Annotated in this window: 13 protein-coding genes; 8 read left to right on the top strand and 5 right to left on the bottom strand. The window is 70.5% G+C overall.

Features of this window, described 5'->3' with window-relative positions:
- Positions 1-8: 8 nt before the first annotated feature.
- Together AC3ENX_RS03210 and AC3ENX_RS03205 are read right to left on the bottom strand one after the other, a co-directional pair.
- Complete coding sequence (locus AC3ENX_RS03210; RefSeq protein ID WP_434810416.1) at positions 9-1,322, bottom strand: O-antigen ligase family protein; 1,314 nt, start codon at positions 1,320-1,322, stop codon at positions 9-11.
- Positions 1,319-2,719: an O-antigen ligase family protein gene (locus tag AC3ENX_RS03205; RefSeq protein WP_434810415.1), complete on the bottom strand. Its 1,401-nt coding sequence runs from the start codon at positions 2,717-2,719 to the stop codon at positions 1,319-1,321. The genes AC3ENX_RS03210 and AC3ENX_RS03205 overlap by 4 nt, the downstream gene beginning before the upstream one ends.
- 40 nt (positions 2,720-2,759) lie before the next feature.
- Between AC3ENX_RS03205 and manA the strand changes: the two genes are divergently transcribed.
- The 4 genes from manA (at position 2,760) to AC3ENX_RS03185 (ending at position 8,688) form a co-directional block, all read left to right on the top strand.
- On the top strand, positions 2,760-3,908 hold the full coding sequence (gene manA / locus AC3ENX_RS03200) for a mannose-6-phosphate isomerase, class I (RefSeq protein ID WP_434810414.1): 1,149 nt from the start codon (positions 2,760-2,762) through the stop codon (positions 3,906-3,908).
- A 146-nt stretch (positions 3,909-4,054) separates the two neighbouring features.
- Complete coding sequence (locus AC3ENX_RS03195) at positions 4,055-4,375, top strand: WhiB family transcriptional regulator (protein ID WP_434810413.1); 321 nt, start codon at positions 4,055-4,057, stop codon at positions 4,373-4,375.
- A 72-nt stretch (positions 4,376-4,447) separates the two neighbouring features.
- A complete protein-coding gene (locus tag AC3ENX_RS03190; protein ID WP_434810412.1) occupies positions 4,448-7,282 on the top strand; it encodes a glycosyltransferase in 2,835 nt (944 codons plus the stop codon).
- Positions 7,279-8,688, top strand: coding sequence for a DUF5719 family protein (locus AC3ENX_RS03185; RefSeq protein ID WP_434810411.1), 1,410 nt, complete (start codon positions 7,279-7,281; stop codon positions 8,686-8,688). The genes AC3ENX_RS03190 and AC3ENX_RS03185 overlap by 4 nt, the downstream gene beginning before the upstream one ends.
- A gap of 6 nt (positions 8,689-8,694) precedes the next feature.
- Here AC3ENX_RS03185 and AC3ENX_RS03180 read toward each other — a convergent pair whose 3' ends face one another.
- Positions 8,695-9,123 (bottom strand): metallopeptidase family protein, encoded by a 429-nt coding sequence (locus tag AC3ENX_RS03180; RefSeq protein ID WP_434810410.1) that lies wholly within the window; start codon positions 9,121-9,123, stop codon positions 8,695-8,697.
- An 80-nt stretch (positions 9,124-9,203) separates the two neighbouring features.
- Here AC3ENX_RS03180 and AC3ENX_RS03175 point away from each other — a divergent pair, with 80 nt between their 5' ends.
- Positions 9,204-9,410: a DUF3499 family protein gene (locus tag AC3ENX_RS03175; protein ID WP_434810409.1), complete on the top strand. Its 207-nt coding sequence runs from the start codon at positions 9,204-9,206 to the stop codon at positions 9,408-9,410.
- Between the two features lie 100 nt (positions 9,411-9,510).
- Here the strand turns inward: AC3ENX_RS03175 and AC3ENX_RS03170 are convergent, their stop codons facing one another.
- Positions 9,511-10,353, bottom strand: a complete 843-nt coding sequence (locus AC3ENX_RS03170; RefSeq protein WP_434810408.1) for an RDD family protein — start codon at positions 10,351-10,353, stop codon at positions 9,511-9,513.
- A gap of 16 nt (positions 10,354-10,369) precedes the next feature.
- Here AC3ENX_RS03170 and AC3ENX_RS03165 point away from each other — a divergent pair, with 16 nt between their 5' ends.
- From AC3ENX_RS03165 to katG, 3 genes are read left to right on the top strand one after another with little or no spacing between them, the layout of a single operon-like run.
- Entirely contained in the window at positions 10,370-11,365 is a 996-nt protein-coding gene (locus AC3ENX_RS03165) for a stage II sporulation protein M (RefSeq protein WP_434810407.1), read from the top strand.
- Positions 11,366-11,422: 57 nt separating this feature from the next.
- Positions 11,423-11,842, top strand: a complete 420-nt coding sequence (locus AC3ENX_RS03160; protein ID WP_434810807.1) for a Fur family transcriptional regulator — start codon at positions 11,423-11,425, stop codon at positions 11,840-11,842.
- A 36-nt stretch (positions 11,843-11,878) separates the two neighbouring features.
- Entirely contained in the window at positions 11,879-14,140 is a 2,262-nt protein-coding gene (katG, locus tag AC3ENX_RS03155; protein ID WP_434810406.1) for a catalase/peroxidase HPI, read from the top strand.
- 78 nt (positions 14,141-14,218) lie between these two features.
- On the opposite strand, the gene AC3ENX_RS03150 is transcribed toward katG, so the two are convergent.
- The gene (locus tag AC3ENX_RS03150; protein WP_434810405.1) at positions 14,219-15,025 is read right to left on the bottom strand and encodes an aquaporin; all 807 of its coding nucleotides are present in this window, start codon (positions 15,023-15,025) and stop codon (positions 14,219-14,221) included.
- Positions 15,026-15,027: the final 2 nt, after the last annotated feature.

Raw genomic sequence — 15,027 nt, 5'->3', positions numbered from 1 at the left:
GTGCGATTCTAGCGGAGCGGCTTCGGCGTTCCTGTGCCCGAAGGCGGTGACGACGCTGCGTCGATGCCGCTGCGCCAGCCCTTCACCAGTGACGCCCGAGTCGCGCACACCACGAGCAGGAACCACCCGTAGCCGCCCAGCAGCGAACTCGTGACGACCGAGTCGGCGAGTAGGCAGATCACGACCAGCGCCGACCAGGTGTACACGGTGGAGCGGCGTTCGGATGCCGTCATCCATGCCCTCGCCAGCGCGAGACCGGCGAAAGCGGCCAGCAGCACGACGCCGGCGCCGCCCGCCTGCAGCAGCATGTCCATCCAGGCGTTCAGCGCCGAGGCATGGTCGTGACCGACCAGGAACCGCAGATAGTTGTACGGCATGACCCCGTCGGGCCACGTGCCCACCCAGCCCCACCCCTGGACGGGGCGGGTCTCGCTCAGGTCGAGGATTTCGTTCCACAGCCGTGACCGCGTGAAGAAGTCGGGCTCGGCGTTGAGCCAGTACACGAGCGGGCGGCGGAAGACGTACACGAGCACGCCGGCCATGACGACGACCGCGGCGATGCCCACCTGCAGTGAACGCCGAGCGGGGGCCGCGGTGCGGCGCACGGCGACAAGCACGAGTGTTGCGAATGCCGCGACGACGCCCATCATGAGCACGATCGGCGATGCCGTGAAGACGGCGCAGGCGACGGCGATCGCAACCGAATACAGCGACAGCTCCCGGGGCACGGAACGGGTGCGCCACTCGACGAGGAACGTGATGAGCGCGAGCACCGCGACCAGCCCCAGTTGCGTGCGGGTGCCGAACAGGCCCTGGATCGGGCCGCCTTCGGCGAGGTTGCCCGCGACGCCGAGGAACGGGATCGGCAGGTCGAGCAGGATGCCGCTGAGCAGCTCGATCAGCAGCGATCCGGTGAGCAGGACGCGCAGCACGTCGCCGGTCGCACGCACCGTCTGCAGGGTGTCGCGGAACTGCGCCACCACGATCGCGAGGAACGTCGGCGCCCCCAGTTGCAGCCAACCGCTGAGGCTGGCGCCGACCGACCTCGACCACAGGGTCGTCACGAGCAGCCACAGCAGCAGCAGGGCGAGCGTCGTGGGCATGAGCTCATACCAGCGCCACTCGCGCCGACGGGCCACGAGGATCGCGCCGCCGAGGGTGCACAGGCCCACGATGATGGCGCCGTAGCCCGCGTCGCCCATCAACTGACGCAGCAGGTGGGTCGCGAACAGGGCGCCGATGGTCGCCACCGCGAACGCCGAGGCGACCTCGCTCGAGCGCAGGACCCGCAGCGCGGTTCGCAGAGCCGAGCCGGCGCTCATCGCTCGGTCAGCCGCTCGCCCTGCTCGCCGGCCAACCGCTGTTCGGACGGGCCGCGACCCAGCAACGGGGCTTGTTTGATCTTGAACGCGAGGAGGACGACGAACATCCACCCCCAGTTCAGCAGCGGACCCGACTCGGCGAGCCCCTGCACCACCAGGACGGCGGCGGTCAGGGTCGGCAGCAAGGTGATGGGGGAGTAGGGGCGGTCGTCGACGAGATCCCAACGAGGGCGGTCGACGGCGAAGAACCAGGAGCGCCACAGGAACGCGAGGTAGGCGAGCGCCATCAGGACCAGACCGATGACGCCGAGCTGGAACAGCACATCGAGCCACATGTTGTGCGCCTGCATGACCGTCTCGCCGTGGTCGACGATCCACCGGTCGAAGCCCGGGTCGGAGGGGACCCAGGGCGTCGAGAAGCCCCAGCCCAGAACGGGGCGTTGGGCGATCCGCTCCCACACCGCGCTCCAGATCGCTTCGCGGCCGGTGAGGTCGGAGGAGCGCCCGAGGAGCGAGAAGACGTGATCGCGCAGCATCCACAGCGCGGTGAGCCCGCCCACCGCGACGAGTGCGTACGCCACGTAATACCGGGTGCGCTCGCCGGGACGGGTTGTGCGGCGCATGAGCAACGCGGTCACCAGCACGACCGCCGCCAGGCCGGCGGCGAGGAACGCCGTGGCGGAGCCCGCTCGCACGAACAGGTAGAGCGAGAGCGCCGTCCACAGCACCAGCAGTGTGCGCCGCGGCGCACGCGAGGCGATGCGGATGCTGAAGACGATGATGCCGAGGAGTGCGACATACGCGAGTGCATTGGAGTTGCCGAACAGGCCCTGGATGCGACCGCCGTCGAAGAGGTTGTCGCGCGACCACAGCACGATCGGGTCGTCGACCGGTCCGTCGGGGCGGACGAACTGCGGAAGGATCGGCCCGCCCCACAGCAGCGAGATCCACAGTTCGAACAGGACGGACAGCGCGAGGATCCACTTCAGCGCCGAGGCCATCGCCCGCACCAGTTCGCGCCAGGTCAACACGGCTCCCACGAACATGGCCTGCCCCGTGGTGACGAGGAGGAGGAGCAGCGTGGTCGCGGTCGCGGCCGGCCACGCGGTCCAGATGAGGGATGCGACCGCCCAGGCGACATAGAGCAGTGCGATCCAGGGCAGGCGGCGCAGTTGCACCGCTGGACGCAGCGTCAGCCACAGCACCGCTGAGACGAGCGCAGACCCGACCAGCACACCTGCGGTGACTTCGGGGCCGAAAGCCATCAGCCAGCTCGTCCCGGCGAGCCCGCCGGCCAGCACGAAGATGCACCAGCCGCGCAGCAGCAGATGCCCCGTCTTCTCACGAACCGGCGCCGCGGGGGGCGCCGCGACCGGGTGGCTGGTGTGGACCGTCATCTCCACAGAAGGCTATCGCGCGGGCGTCTAGGCTGAGGGCGTGCTCGTGACGATCTCCAATCGGCCCCGTGATTACGCCTGGGGCTCCACAACGCTGCTCGCCGACCTTGAGGGGCGGACCCCCGACGGGCGGCCCGAGGCGGAGGTCTGGTTCGGCGACCACCCGGGATGCCCCGCGCTGGTCGGAGACGGCTCCGGCCGCACCCTCGATGCTGTGCGCGCGGATGCCGAGGCGCCTCGCCTGTCCTTCTTGCTGAAGTTGCTGGCCGCTGGATCGCCGCTGTCGATCCAGGCGCACCCTTCGCGTGCCCAGGCGATCGAAGGATTCGCCCGGGAGGAAGCCGCCGGGATCCCGCGGGATGCGGGAGAGCGCACCTACCGCGACGACAACCACAAGCCCGAGCTCATCGTCGCCGTCAGCGACGTGTTCCGCGCACTCGCCGGACTCCGTCCGCTCGAGCAGACGCGCCTGCTGCTGGACGGGCTCGGTGACGCCGCCGGTGTGCGCGCGCTCGCTGACCGACTCTCCGGCGCGGACGAGACGGCCGCGCTGCGCGACACGATCCAGTGGCTCCTCTCGGGCGGTGCGCAGGCCGAGGTCGACGACGTGATCGAGGCGGTGCGGGGCGCGGACGACGAAGCGTTCGCCGTCGAACTGACCGCCCTGCGCGGCATCGCAGACGCCTACCCGGGCGACCCGGGAGTCGTGGTCGCTTTGCTCATGAACGTCGTCGAACTGCGCCGAGGTGAGGCCGTCTTCGTCGACGCGGGTGTGCTCCACGCCTACCTGGAGGGCCTGGGCGTCGAACTGATGGCGGCCAGCGACAACGTGCTGCGCGGCGGCCTCACGCCCAAGCACATCGACGTGGCCGAGCTCATGACGATCGTCGACACGAGCACCTCGGCACCGCCCGTGCTGCCGGCACGCCCCGTCGCGGACGGTGTCGCAGTGTTCGACGCTGGAATCGCCGACTTCGCGCTGTGGCGTGTGGCGGTATCGGGCGGCTCGACCGACGTCGCCCTGAACGGTCCCGCGATCGCCGTCTCGACGACCGGTGGCGTCACGGTGACTGCAGGCGGCTCGGCCGTCGCGCTCGCCGCAGGCGGAGCGGTCTATGCGGACGAGGCCGAGGCGACGATCACCGTCTCTGGAACCGGCGAGGTCTTCATCGCGCAGCCCGGCCGGTGACGGGATCGTGACACGCCGCGCCGTGTCGTGAAGGTTCAATCCCCACTTGAGGCTTTACAGTTCGCGACTTGACCGGAGCGAATGACACGGGTGTAATTATCCGTACACGTCGAACGGCGTGGGGCCTATACAGGGGGAGGATCGACATGACGGGTTACCGTTCCGGCGTTCCCGACAATTGGTTCGTCGACCCGATCAACCTCGGCGTTCCCGGTGTGCGCCGACCGGTCGAGACCGATGTCGACAGTGCACTGGCCTGGCAGTCCGACGCGCTGTGCGCGCAGACCGATCCCGAGGCGTTCTTCCCTGAGAAGGGCGGATCGACCCGCGATGCCAAGCGCATCTGCTCGTCGTGCGACGTGCGAGGCGAGTGCCTCGAGTACGCGCTGCAGAACGACGAGCGGTTCGGCATCTGGGGTGGCCTGAGCGAACGCGAACGTCGCAAGATCAAGCGCCGCGCCGTCTGATCGCGACGGATCCGCGCGAATCGCGCGCGGCCTGCGGAGTCGTGACGCGGCCCCGCTTAGGCTGACGGAGCCATGCCCGCCCGCGTCCATGCCCTCCTCGTCGTGCGCCCCGACGGACGAATCCCCGTCGATCTGCACCTGCGACGCACGCTGAGCGCGCTCCAAGCGCAGACTCGACCCGTCGACGCGCTGACCGTCGTGTTGTGCGGCGACGACGCCGAGCTTCGCGGGATCGCGAACGAGAGCGGAGCCGAGGGGATCATCGCGGCCTCGCGGGGGACCACGTTCGCGCAGGCGCTCGCGATGGCCAGCCACCGGCTCCGCGGCGATGCGGTGTGGCTGCTCGCCCAAGACACCGCGCCCGCGCCCGACGCGCTCGCAAAACTCGCCGGTGCGCTCGAGACCTCACCGTCGATGGCGTTCGCCGCACCGAAGCTCGTCCGCTGGGCGCACGCCGACCGCATCGTGTCGCTCGGCGTGACGATGACGGCGCTCGGACGCACCGTCGTGCTCGCCGAGGACGAACTCGACCAGGGGCAGCACGACGGCCGCGACGACGTCCTCGGCGCGGACGTGCGCGGCATTCTCGTGCGAGCCGATGCCTGGCAGGAACTCGGCGGGCTCGACACCGCGCTGGCGGGAGCCGACGAAGGACTCGACCTCGGCATCCGTGCACGACTTGCCGGCCGCCGTGTCGCCCTTGCCCCCACGGCGCTCGTCGCCGTCGCAGGGGATGGTGTCGCCGCGCCCCCGTCGGGGCGCGCGTCGGGGCTGCGCGTGCATCGCGCGTACGTCCGACGGCTCGCGCAGCTGCACCGGCGGCTCGCCTACGCGCCTGCGGCCGCGGTGCCGTTGCACTGGCTCTCGCTCCTCCCGCTGGCGATCTGGCGAACCCTCGCAGACCTCGTCGCCAAGCGACCGCTCGGCATCGGTCCTGACTGGGTCGCCGCCGTCACGGCGATGCTGCGCCCGGCCGCCGTGCTCCGATCGCGCGGTCGCATCCGGCGAAGCAGGACGACGTCGTGGGCGCAATTGGCGCCGCTGCGGATGTCGCGGGCGCAACTCGGGCAGCGGCTCGGCGTCGACGACGAGCATGCCGTCGGCGGCGGTCGCGACGAGCTGCACTTCTTCACCGGCGGCGGTGCCTGGGTGGTGCTCGCCTTCCTCGTGCTGTCGGTCGCCGCGTTCCCTGCGCTGCTCGCATGGCCCGCGCTCGGGGGTGGTGCGCTGGCGCCCCTGCGCACCACCGTCGCAGGACTCTGGGCCGATGCCGCCTTCGGCAACCGACCGGTCGGCTGGCAGCTCGTGGGACCGGCAGACCCGTTCAGCGGTGTTGTGGCCGCGCTGGGCACGCTCTGGCCGTTCGAGCCGTCTCGCGCCCTCGTCGCGCTCTGGGTGCTCGCCCTGCCGCTGGCCGCACTCGGCGGTTGGTTCGCGGCGACGCGTGTCACGTCGAGTGCAACGCTGCGTGCGTTCGTGGCGATCGCGTGGGCGCTCGCTCCCACATTGCTGTCGGCGCTCGTCGAAGGTCGCCCCACGGGCGTGCTCGTGCATCTGCTCCTGCCATGGCTGCTGCTGACGGCGTCCGTCGCGCATCGCACGTGGAGCGGAGCCGGTATCGCATCGCTGCTCGTGCTCGCCGTCATCGCCTGCTCCCCGTCGGTCGCGCCGGCCCTCGTCGTGCTGTGGACGGTCGCGCTGATCCTGACGATCGCGGTGCGTCGCGGACGAGGGACAGCCCGCGTGCTGTGGCTCATCGTGCCGACCGTCGTCGCGTTCTCGCCGCTCGTCTGGCACCGGATCCGCCAGGCCGATCCGTGGGCGCTGCTCGCCGATCCCGGCGTCGCCGCCGCGCTCTCGGGCCGGGTCGACGGAGTGATCGACCGCATCCTGCTGGCCGCAGGATTCCCCACCGTGGACCCCGCCGGATGGAGCGCACTGCTCGGGGCGAACGCCTCGACCTGGTGGGTGGCGCTGCTCGTCGCACCCCTGCTGCTGCTGGCAGTGACCGCTGTGCAGACCAGGCGCATCGTCCCGGTCGCGGTGCTGCTGCTGACCGCCGTGGTGGGCATGGTGACCGCGCTCATCACGACCGGCGTCACGGTTGCGGCGTCCGGTTCGACGGCCGTCGGCATCTGGCCCGGAGCCGCGCTCAGCCTTGCATGGGCGGGGCTCGTCGGTGCTGCGGCCATCGCACTGCACCTCGTGCCCGTGCCGCGACTGGTTCGCGCCGCAGCAGGTGCGGTCGCGGTCGCCGCGCTCGTCGCATGCGCGGTGCCGTCGCTCACAGCGTCCGTTCGCGGCGCGACCGCGCTCACGAACGGGCCGACCAGCACGCTCCCGGCGTACGTCGCGGCCGAAGCCGGTGGCGGACGCGGCGAAGGGACCCTCGTGCTCTCACCGCTCGCAGACGGGTCGATCCGCGCGACGGTCGTGTGGAGCGGCACCGAAGCGCTGGGTGGACAGACGACGCTGCTCTCGGCGCACGCGGCGGCGACCCCCGACGACATCACCCTGGCCCGGCTGACGGCGGACCTCGTCTCGGAATCGCCCGATGACGCGATCACGCAACTGGCCGAACACGGCATCGGTTTCGTGCTGGTAACGATCGACGCCGATGAATCCGACGCGGCCAGGGCGACGCGGCTGGGCGCCCAGACCGCCCTCGATCAACGGGAGCGCCTCGACAACGTCGGCGACACCGGAAACCGCGTGCTGTGGCGGGTCTCAGACGAGGTCGCGCCGCGCCGGGTCGCGGATTCCGTCGCGGACACGGCTCGGACGGTCGCCGTCGTGCAGCTCGGCGTCATCGTCGTCGCGCTGCTGCTCGCCCTCCCGACCGCGGCGAGCCGGGCGGCCTCGCGCCGCAAGCCGCGCATCGTCGGGCTGGAACGGAGCCGCTCATGACGTCGTCCTGGATCGGCACGGGTGCTCGTGCCGCCGTGCGCCTTGCACTCGTCGCGGTGTGCGCGGGAGCGGTCGCAGCCGCCGTGCTCGTTCCGTGGCACGCGATCGAGCGCGAACCGCTGTCGCTGTCGGCCCAGCCGGTGCCGTCTGCTTCGATACTCGCCTGCACAGGGCCGGTGCTGGCGGCCGGGCGGGACTCGCAGCAGGCGGGATCGCTGTCCGAGGCGGCACGGCAGCGAGTGACCGTCGGCGTCACCGCGGGAGCGACCGTCCCCGACGAGCGCACCCTCGACATCCCCGACGTCAGCAGCGGCACGGGCCCCGAGACCTTCATCGCGCCGCCGAACGGCCGCGAGCGCACGGATCTGGCCGCCGCAGGCTCGGCGCAGGTCACCGACGACGACCTCAGCGGGTTCGCCGCTTCCACGTGCGCGCCGCCGCGGCTGGAATCGTGGCTGGTGGGCGGCAGCGCCGCCGTCGGCGCCGCAGATCTCATCATGCTGTCGAACCCAGGCGAGGTCGCCGCGCAAGTCGATCTCACCGTCTACGGCGGCGCGGGCATGGACGCGCCCGCCGCGGGCGCCGGCATCGTCGTCCCGGCGGGCTCGCAGCGCATCGTGCCGTTGGCTTCGCTCGGCATCGGCGAAGAAGCCCCCGTCGTCCGGGTCACCGCGAGCGGGGCTCCGGTGCACGCGAGCCTGCAGACGAGCATCATCCGCACACTGGTGCCGGGCGGTGTCGATCACGTCGGGGCCACGTCGACGCCGACGCAGCGGCAGGTCATTCCTGCAGTCACCGTCACCCGAGCGCCCGGAGAAGAAGGCGCGACCGATGTCACCACACTCTTGCGCGTCCTCGCCCCGTCCGACGACGGTGAGGCGACGGTCACGGTGACCGGTGTCGGGCAGACGCAGCCGGCAGACACGCAGCAGGTGTCGCTTGCGGCGGGCGTTCCGCTCGAGCTCGAACTCGGCGGACTCGCGGTCGGCACGTACACAGTGCAGATCGACGCGTCGGTGCCGGTGGTCGGTGCTGTCTGGGAGACGACCGGCTTCGGAGCAGGTTCGGACTTCGCCTGGTACACGAGCGCCGACGAGGTGGGGGTGCCGAGCCTCGTCGCCGTGGCATCGGGCTCGTCGCCGTCGCTCGTGCTGCACAACGCGGGTGACGCGGATGTCGCGGTCGAGCTCGCGGAGGACGCGGGCACTGGTGACGTCGACACGGTGACGGTCCCGGCCGGCCAAGCCGTGCAGCTGCGTGTTCGCGGCGGAGAGGTCTACCGCCTCACGACGTCCGGTGGTGGTGTCCGTGCGGCGGTCGAGTACAGCACGGGCGGAAGGCTCGCCGGCTACGCCGTCGTCCCGGCGGATGCGGCGGCGGCAGAGGTGCGGGTGTACCCGCAGTAGCCGCGCTCAGAAGTAGCGGAACCGCTCCGGCCCCAGATCCCACGGGTCACGGTCCAGGTACTCCGCGGCGGCTCGGAACACGGAGCCCTCGATCTGCATGCGGCGGTGCAGGTCGTCGTTGCGGTGCAGGTGGGCGAGCCGCTCGATCGGCAGTCGGTACAGCACGATGCGCTTCTGCTCGGTGTCGACCGTCCACCGGGGGATGCCGTCGTCATCCGGTGCGGCGGGCATCGCGCCCACTTCGAATCGCACCTCACGCAGTTCCGGCCATGCCGAGCGCAGGAACTCGGCCGCAGACCCGACCGCGAGGTCGAACTTGTCGGCGCGGGTCTCGAGCGGCGGCAGCGGGGGACGCACGACGGGGCTGCGGTCGTCGCGTCCGTGACGCCCGTGCCGCGTCGGGCGACGGGCTGGTCGGGAGCGGCGCCGGATCATGTGCCCATCCTATGGCGCGTCCGTTCATCGCCCGGCGCGCCGACGACCGCGCGCACCGCGTGGCGGGTACCGTGGCACCGATGCTCGAGAGACTGTGTTCCAAGGTGGGTTGCGCGCGTGAAGCCGTGACCACCCTCACCTTCGACTACGGCGACCAGATGGCCGCCGTCGGTCCACTGGGCGGCAACGTCGACCCGCACGCGCACGACCTGTGCGCCGTGCACACCGATCGGCTCTCGGTGCCCAAGGGGTGGGTCGTCGTGCGGCACGAAACGCTCCGCGTCTGACAGACCCCGAGTGGGACAAGAGGCGGATGCCGCGCACCGAAACCGCCACCGAACACGTCGTCGCAGACCTCGCCCTCGCGGCTGACGCGCGTGCGGCCCGTCAGCGCTGCGGAAAGTCGCGCGGCGTGTCGCTCACGCCGACGAGCAGTCCGGACACGCGCTGCGACTGCAGCTCGAGTGCGGCGTACTCGCGGTCCCTGCGTACTGCGACGACGGCGCGCAGGAACGTCTCGGGGTCGACCTCGGGCACGGGGGAGACGAAGGGGCGCACCTCGGCGGCGATCGTCGTCGCAGCCCGGGCGCGCGCGTGCGGCAGCAGCTTGTCGGCACTGCGCACGAACTGCCCCGCGCGCCGAGCGACCCGATCCGGCAGCCGTGCGACGTCGGCGGTGCGTGCCCACTCGGTCAATGCCGGGGGGATGCCGCCCGCCGGCCACGGCAGCTTCGGCGCGCGCGTGCGTTCGGCGTAGGTGCCGGCCAGCAGGTCGCCGAGTCGCTGGGCGCGCGGCGTGAACGCGCCGACGACGCCGGCGATCGCGCCCATCGTGAACCAGATCTCGAGCACGCCGACGAGCGCGCGGATGAACGCATGGCGGAATCCGATCGCGCCGCCGTCGGCGCGCACGATCCGGCTGCCGACGGCGAGCTTTCCGAGGCTGCGTCCGCGGGTCGCGGTCTCGATGGCGGTCGGGATGACGATCGTGATCAGCACCATGGTCGAAATCGTCACGATCGTGCCGATGGAGAGCAGGTCGACGCCGTTGCCGCCGATCCACGCGAACACGATGATGAACAAGATCACGAGCGCGATCGAGGCGATGACATCGATGAGGGTGCCCAGTGCCCGCATGAAGAAGCCGACGGGTTGGACATCGAGCGCGACGGCCTCGCCGGTGAGGATCTCATCCTGTGCGATCTGCGCGGCCGGCGCCGGGGTCCCCATGGGTACAGTGAACCACATGGACCTCGATGCGCTGACGGCCGCCCGACGCGCGGAATGGGAGCGCCTCGACGAGCTGGGGCGCACGCGCCGGCTTACCAGCGCGGAGGTCGACGAACTCGTCGAGCGGTACCGCGCGGCATCCGCCGATCTCGCCGACATCAAGACCTCGGCGGGCCGCAGCACAGAAGGCGACCACCTCTCGACACTCCTCGCGCGTGCCCGGCTGCGGCTGACCGGCGCCGGCGACAACGTGCTGCGGCAGGTGCCTCGCTTCTTCGCGCTCCAGTTGCCTGCAGCGCTCTACCGCCTGCGGTGGACGACGCTCGCGATCACGCTGGGATTCCTCCTCGTCGGGGTGCTCGCCGCGGTCTGGATCGTGCAGGATCCCGCCGTCCTCGCGGCGCTCGGCGACCAGGCCGACCTTGAGCAGTACGCCGAGGAGGATTTCGTGTCGTACTACAGCGAGAACCCCGCGGCGGCTTTCGCGGGCACCGTATGGACGAACAATGCGTGGATCGCCGCGCAGTGCGTCATGTTCGGGGTGACCGGCATCTGGCCGCTCATGGTGATCATGCAGAACGCGATCGGCATCGGCACCGCGGGGGCGGTGCTGTTCGCCTTCGGTCGAGGCGATGTCTTCCTGCTCTACATCGCCCCGCATGGCCAGCTCGAACTGACCTGCATCTTCGTCGCGGGGGCGGCGGGGCTGCACATCTTCTGGGCGTGGGTCGCGCCGGGAACCCGCAGCAGGGGCGAATCGCTGGCCGCTGCGGGCAGATCGCTCGCGACGGTCGCGGTGGGTCTGATCATCGCCCTCGCGGTCTCTGGCATCGTCGAGGGTTTCGTGACCCCGCAACCATGGCCGTGGGTCGTGAAGATCGGCATCGGCACGCTCGTGCTGGCGGCATTCCTCTTCTACATGCTCGTCGTGGGCAGGCGTGCGGCACGTCTCGGTGAGACGGGCGATCTCACGGAATACGAAGCCGGAACCGCACGCCTCATCGTCGGCTGATTGTTTTGACGTGATCAAAACAAGGCGTAAGCTGGTGACGTGACCCTCACCCACCCCATGCCCGACGCCGCCACGGCGATCCGCGGCGCGGGACTGCGCGTGACCGAGTCTCGGACCGCCGTCTACGACGCGCTCGCCGACCGCCCGCACGCCAGCGCAGACGACGTGTTCGCCATCGTGCAGCCCCGTCTGCCGGTGACCAGTCGCCAGTCGGTCTACAACGCCCTCGGCGATTTCGCCGAAGCGGGCCTCGTGCGGCGTATCGAGCCGGCCGGTCGAGCGATGCTGTTCGAACTGCGCGTCGGCGACAACCACCATCACCTGGTGTGCTCGCGGTGCGGCGCCGTCCGAGACGTCGACTGCGTCGTCGGACACGCACCATGCATCACTCCCGCCGACAACCACGGATTCACCGTCGATGTCGCCGAGGTCACCTTCTGGGGACTGTGCCCCGACTGCGCGACCGACCCACACTGACCCTCAGTCCAACGACCACTCCACGGAAGGAACACAATGACCGACCGAGACCAGGACACCACCGGCATCGGGAACGACCCGACGCCCATGGACCAGGCCGTCACCGTCACCGACGAGCCGCAGGAGCAGACCGGCGGCGGCTGCCCCGTCATCCACTCCCAGCCCCACCCCACCACCGGTTCGGCCAACCGCGTGTGGTGGCCCAACCAGCTCAACATCAAGTTGCTCGCCAAGAACGTGCGTGAGCGCAGCCCGCTGGACGAAGGCTTCGACTACAAGGCCGCCTTCGAGGCGCTCGACCTCGCCGCCGTCAAGGCCGACATCGACGCGGTCCTGACGACTTCGCAGGACTGGTGGCCCGCCGACTTCGGCAACTACGGTCCGCTCATGATCCGCATGGCGTGGCACAGCGCGGGCACCTACCGGGTGTTCGACGGCCGCGGCGGTGGTGGCGCGGGCCAGCAGCGCTTCGCACCGCTCAACAGCTGGCCCGACAACGTCAACCTCGACAAGGCCCGCCGTCTGCTCTGGCCCGTCAAGAAGAAGTACGGCCAGTCGATCTCGTGGGCCGACCTCATGATCCTCGCCGGCAACGTCGCGCTCGAGAACATGGGCTTCGCGACCTTCGGCTTCGCCGGCGGCCGTGTCGACGAGTGGGAGCCCGACGACGACGTGTACTGGGGCGGCGAGACCACCTGGCTCGGCAGCGACCAGCGCTTCAGCGGCGACCGTGAGCTCGACGAGCCGCTCGCCGCGACCCACATGGGTCTCATCTACGTCAACCCCGAAGGCCCCGAGGGCAACCCCGACCCCGTCGCCGCCGCCCACGACATCCGCGAGACCTTCGCGCGCATGGCCATGAACGACGAGGAGACCGTCGCGCTCATCGCCGGTGGACACACCTTCGGCAAGACCCACGGTGCCGCCCCCGACACGAACATCGAGGACAACCCCGAGGCCGCCGGCCTCGAGCAGCAGGGCCTCGGCTGGAAGAACAACCATGCCTCGGGCAAGGGTGACGACACGATCACCTCCGGCCTCGAGGTGACCTGGACCTATCACCCGACCCGCTGGGACAACGAGTTCTTCCACATCCTGTTCGCCTACGAGTGGGAGCTCTTCCAGAGCCCCGCCGGCGCGCACCAGTGGCGTCCCAAGAACGGTGCCGGCGCCGACATGGTGCCCCTCGCGCACTCGAACGGTCGCCGCGAGCCCCGCATGCTCACGACCGACCTGTCGCTGCGCATGGACCCGGCCTACGAGAAGATCTCGCGCCGCTTCCTCGAAGACCCGAACGCGTTCGCCGACGCCTTCGCCCGTGCCTGGTTCAAGCTCACCCACCGTGACATGGGCCCACTCTCGCGCTACCTCGGCGCCGAGGTGCCCGCCGAAGAGCTCATCTGGCAGGACCCGGTGCCGGCCGTCGACCACGAGCTGATCGACGCCGCCGACGCCGCGGCCCTCAAGCAGCAGATCCTCGACTCCGGCCTGACGGTCTCGGAGCTGGTCGCCACGACGTGGGCCGCGGCATCCACCTTCCGCGGCAGCGACAAGCGTGGCGGCGTCAACGGCGCCCGCATCCGCCTCGCCCCGCAGAAGGACTGGGAGGTCAACAACCCCGCCCAGCTGCAGAAGGTGCTCGCGGTGCTCGAGGGCGTCAAGGCCTCGTTCGACACCGACGCCAAGAAGGTGTCCCTGGCCGACCTCATCGTGCTCGCGGGCAACGCGGGTGTCGAGAAGGCGGCAGCGGATGCCGGGGTGACCGTCGAGGTGACCTTCAACCCGGGTCGCACCGACGCCTCGCAGGAGCAGACCGACGTCGAGTCGTTCGGCTACCTCGAGCCGATCGCCGACGGCTTCCGCAACTACCAGAGCCGTCGCGCGCCCATGCCGGCCGAGTACCACCTCATCGACAAGGCCAACCTGCTCACGCTGACCGCGCCCGAGATGACGGTGCTCGTCGGTGGCTTGCGCGCCCTCGGCGCCAACTGGGACGGCTCGGCGCACGGTGTGTTCACCGACCGCGTCGGTGTGCTCACGAACGACGTGTTCGTGAACCTGCTCGACCTCGGCGCCGACTGGAAGCCGCTCGACCCCGGCTCGCACGCGTTTGCCGGAACCCGTGACGGCCAGGCCATCGGCGTCGGCACCCGTGTCGACCTGCTGTTCGGCTCCAACTCCGAACTGCGCGCCCTCGCTGAGGTCTACGCCTCCGACGACGCGGCTGAGAAGTTCGCCCGCGACTTCGCCGCAGCGTGGGGCAAGGTCACCGAGCTGGACCGCTTCGACCTGCGCTGAGCACACCCGCTCACACTGAACCGGCCCCTTCCGCGCAGTGCGGAAGGGGCCGGTTCGTCGTGAGGCGGTGGGTTCGATTCAGAAGCTCGGCTTCGTGTCGAACAGTGTGCGGTGCGCGAATCCTGCAAGCAGCGCGCCCACGATCGGGAACACCAGGAACACCCACAGCTGCATCAGCGGCTCTGCGCCGCCGTAGATCGCCGTCGCGATCGAGCGTGCCGGGTTGACCGAGGTGTTGTCGATCGGGATGGATGCGAGGTGGATGAGGGTCAGCGTGAGGCCGATCACGAGGCCTGCGAGCTTCGTACCACGCGTCGCGTGCGTGACACCCAGGATCACGAGCACGAAGATGCCGGTGAACAGGATCTCGGCGGTGATGGCCGCCCCGATGCCGAAGCCGCCCGGCGACAGCGCGTCGTAGCCGTTGCTGGCGAAGCCGCCCGACTGCGCGGCCGACAGCCAGCCGCCCGGAGCGAACAGGCCGATCAGGACGATGCAGGTGGTGCCGACGGCGCCACCGACGATCTGGGCGATGATGTAGCCGATCGTGTCCTTCCACGCGAAACGGCCTGCGGCCGCAAGGCCCAGCGTCACGGCGGGATTGAAGTGGCCGCCCGAGATCGGACCCCACGCGTAGGCGCCGGCGACGACCGTGAGGCCGAACGCGAAGGCGACTCCGACGAAGCCGATGCCGAGCGACGAACCGTTCGTGCCGGTTCCGAAGTCCGATGCGAACAGCGCAGCGCTAATCGAGCCGAACACGAGCAGGAAGGTACCGAGGGCTTCGGCGAGCCATCGGGCCGCCATCGTCGGGCCGGGCTCGGCAGGAGTGTGGTCGAGGGGAGTGGGTGTGACCGGCTTCTCGGGACGAGGGTCGGTGCTCATGG

It is taken from the genome of Microbacterium sp. bgisy189 (assembly GCF_057707225.1).
This window is presented reverse-complemented; position numbering and strand designations above follow the sequence as displayed.

Excerpts from the sequence above, each read along its gene's own strand:
- AC3ENX_RS03210 (WP_434810416.1), bottom strand. The coding sequence starts at position 1,322 with ATGAGCGCCGGCTCGGCTCTGCGAACCGCGCTGCGGGTCCTGCGCTCG.
- AC3ENX_RS03205 (WP_434810415.1), bottom strand. The coding sequence starts at position 2,719 with ATGACGGTCCACACCAGCCACCCGGTCGCGGCGCCCCCCGCGGCGCCG.
- AC3ENX_RS03195 (WP_434810413.1), top strand. The coding sequence starts at position 4,055 with ATGACGGGTTACCGTTCCGGCGTTCCCGACAATTGGTTCGTCGACCCG.
- AC3ENX_RS03190 (WP_434810412.1), top strand. The coding sequence starts at position 4,448 with ATGCCCGCCCGCGTCCATGCCCTCCTCGTCGTGCGCCCCGACGGACGA.
- AC3ENX_RS03185 (WP_434810411.1), top strand. The coding sequence starts at position 7,279 with ATGACGTCGTCCTGGATCGGCACGGGTGCTCGTGCCGCCGTGCGCCTT.
- AC3ENX_RS03180 (WP_434810410.1), bottom strand. The coding sequence starts at position 9,123 with ATGATCCGGCGCCGCTCCCGACCAGCCCGTCGCCCGACGCGGCACGGG.
- AC3ENX_RS03175 (WP_434810409.1), top strand. The coding sequence starts at position 9,204 with ATGCTCGAGAGACTGTGTTCCAAGGTGGGTTGCGCGCGTGAAGCCGTG.
- AC3ENX_RS03170 (WP_434810408.1), bottom strand. The coding sequence starts at position 10,353 with ATGGGGACCCCGGCGCCGGCCGCGCAGATCGCACAGGATGAGATCCTC.
- AC3ENX_RS03165 (WP_434810407.1), top strand. The coding sequence starts at position 10,370 with ATGGACCTCGATGCGCTGACGGCCGCCCGACGCGCGGAATGGGAGCGC.
- AC3ENX_RS03160 (WP_434810807.1), top strand. The coding sequence starts at position 11,423 with ATGCCCGACGCCGCCACGGCGATCCGCGGCGCGGGACTGCGCGTGACC.
- katG (WP_434810406.1), top strand. The coding sequence starts at position 11,879 with ATGACCGACCGAGACCAGGACACCACCGGCATCGGGAACGACCCGACG.
- AC3ENX_RS03150 (WP_434810405.1), bottom strand. The coding sequence starts at position 15,025 with ATGAGCACCGACCCTCGTCCCGAGAAGCCGGTCACACCCACTCCCCTC.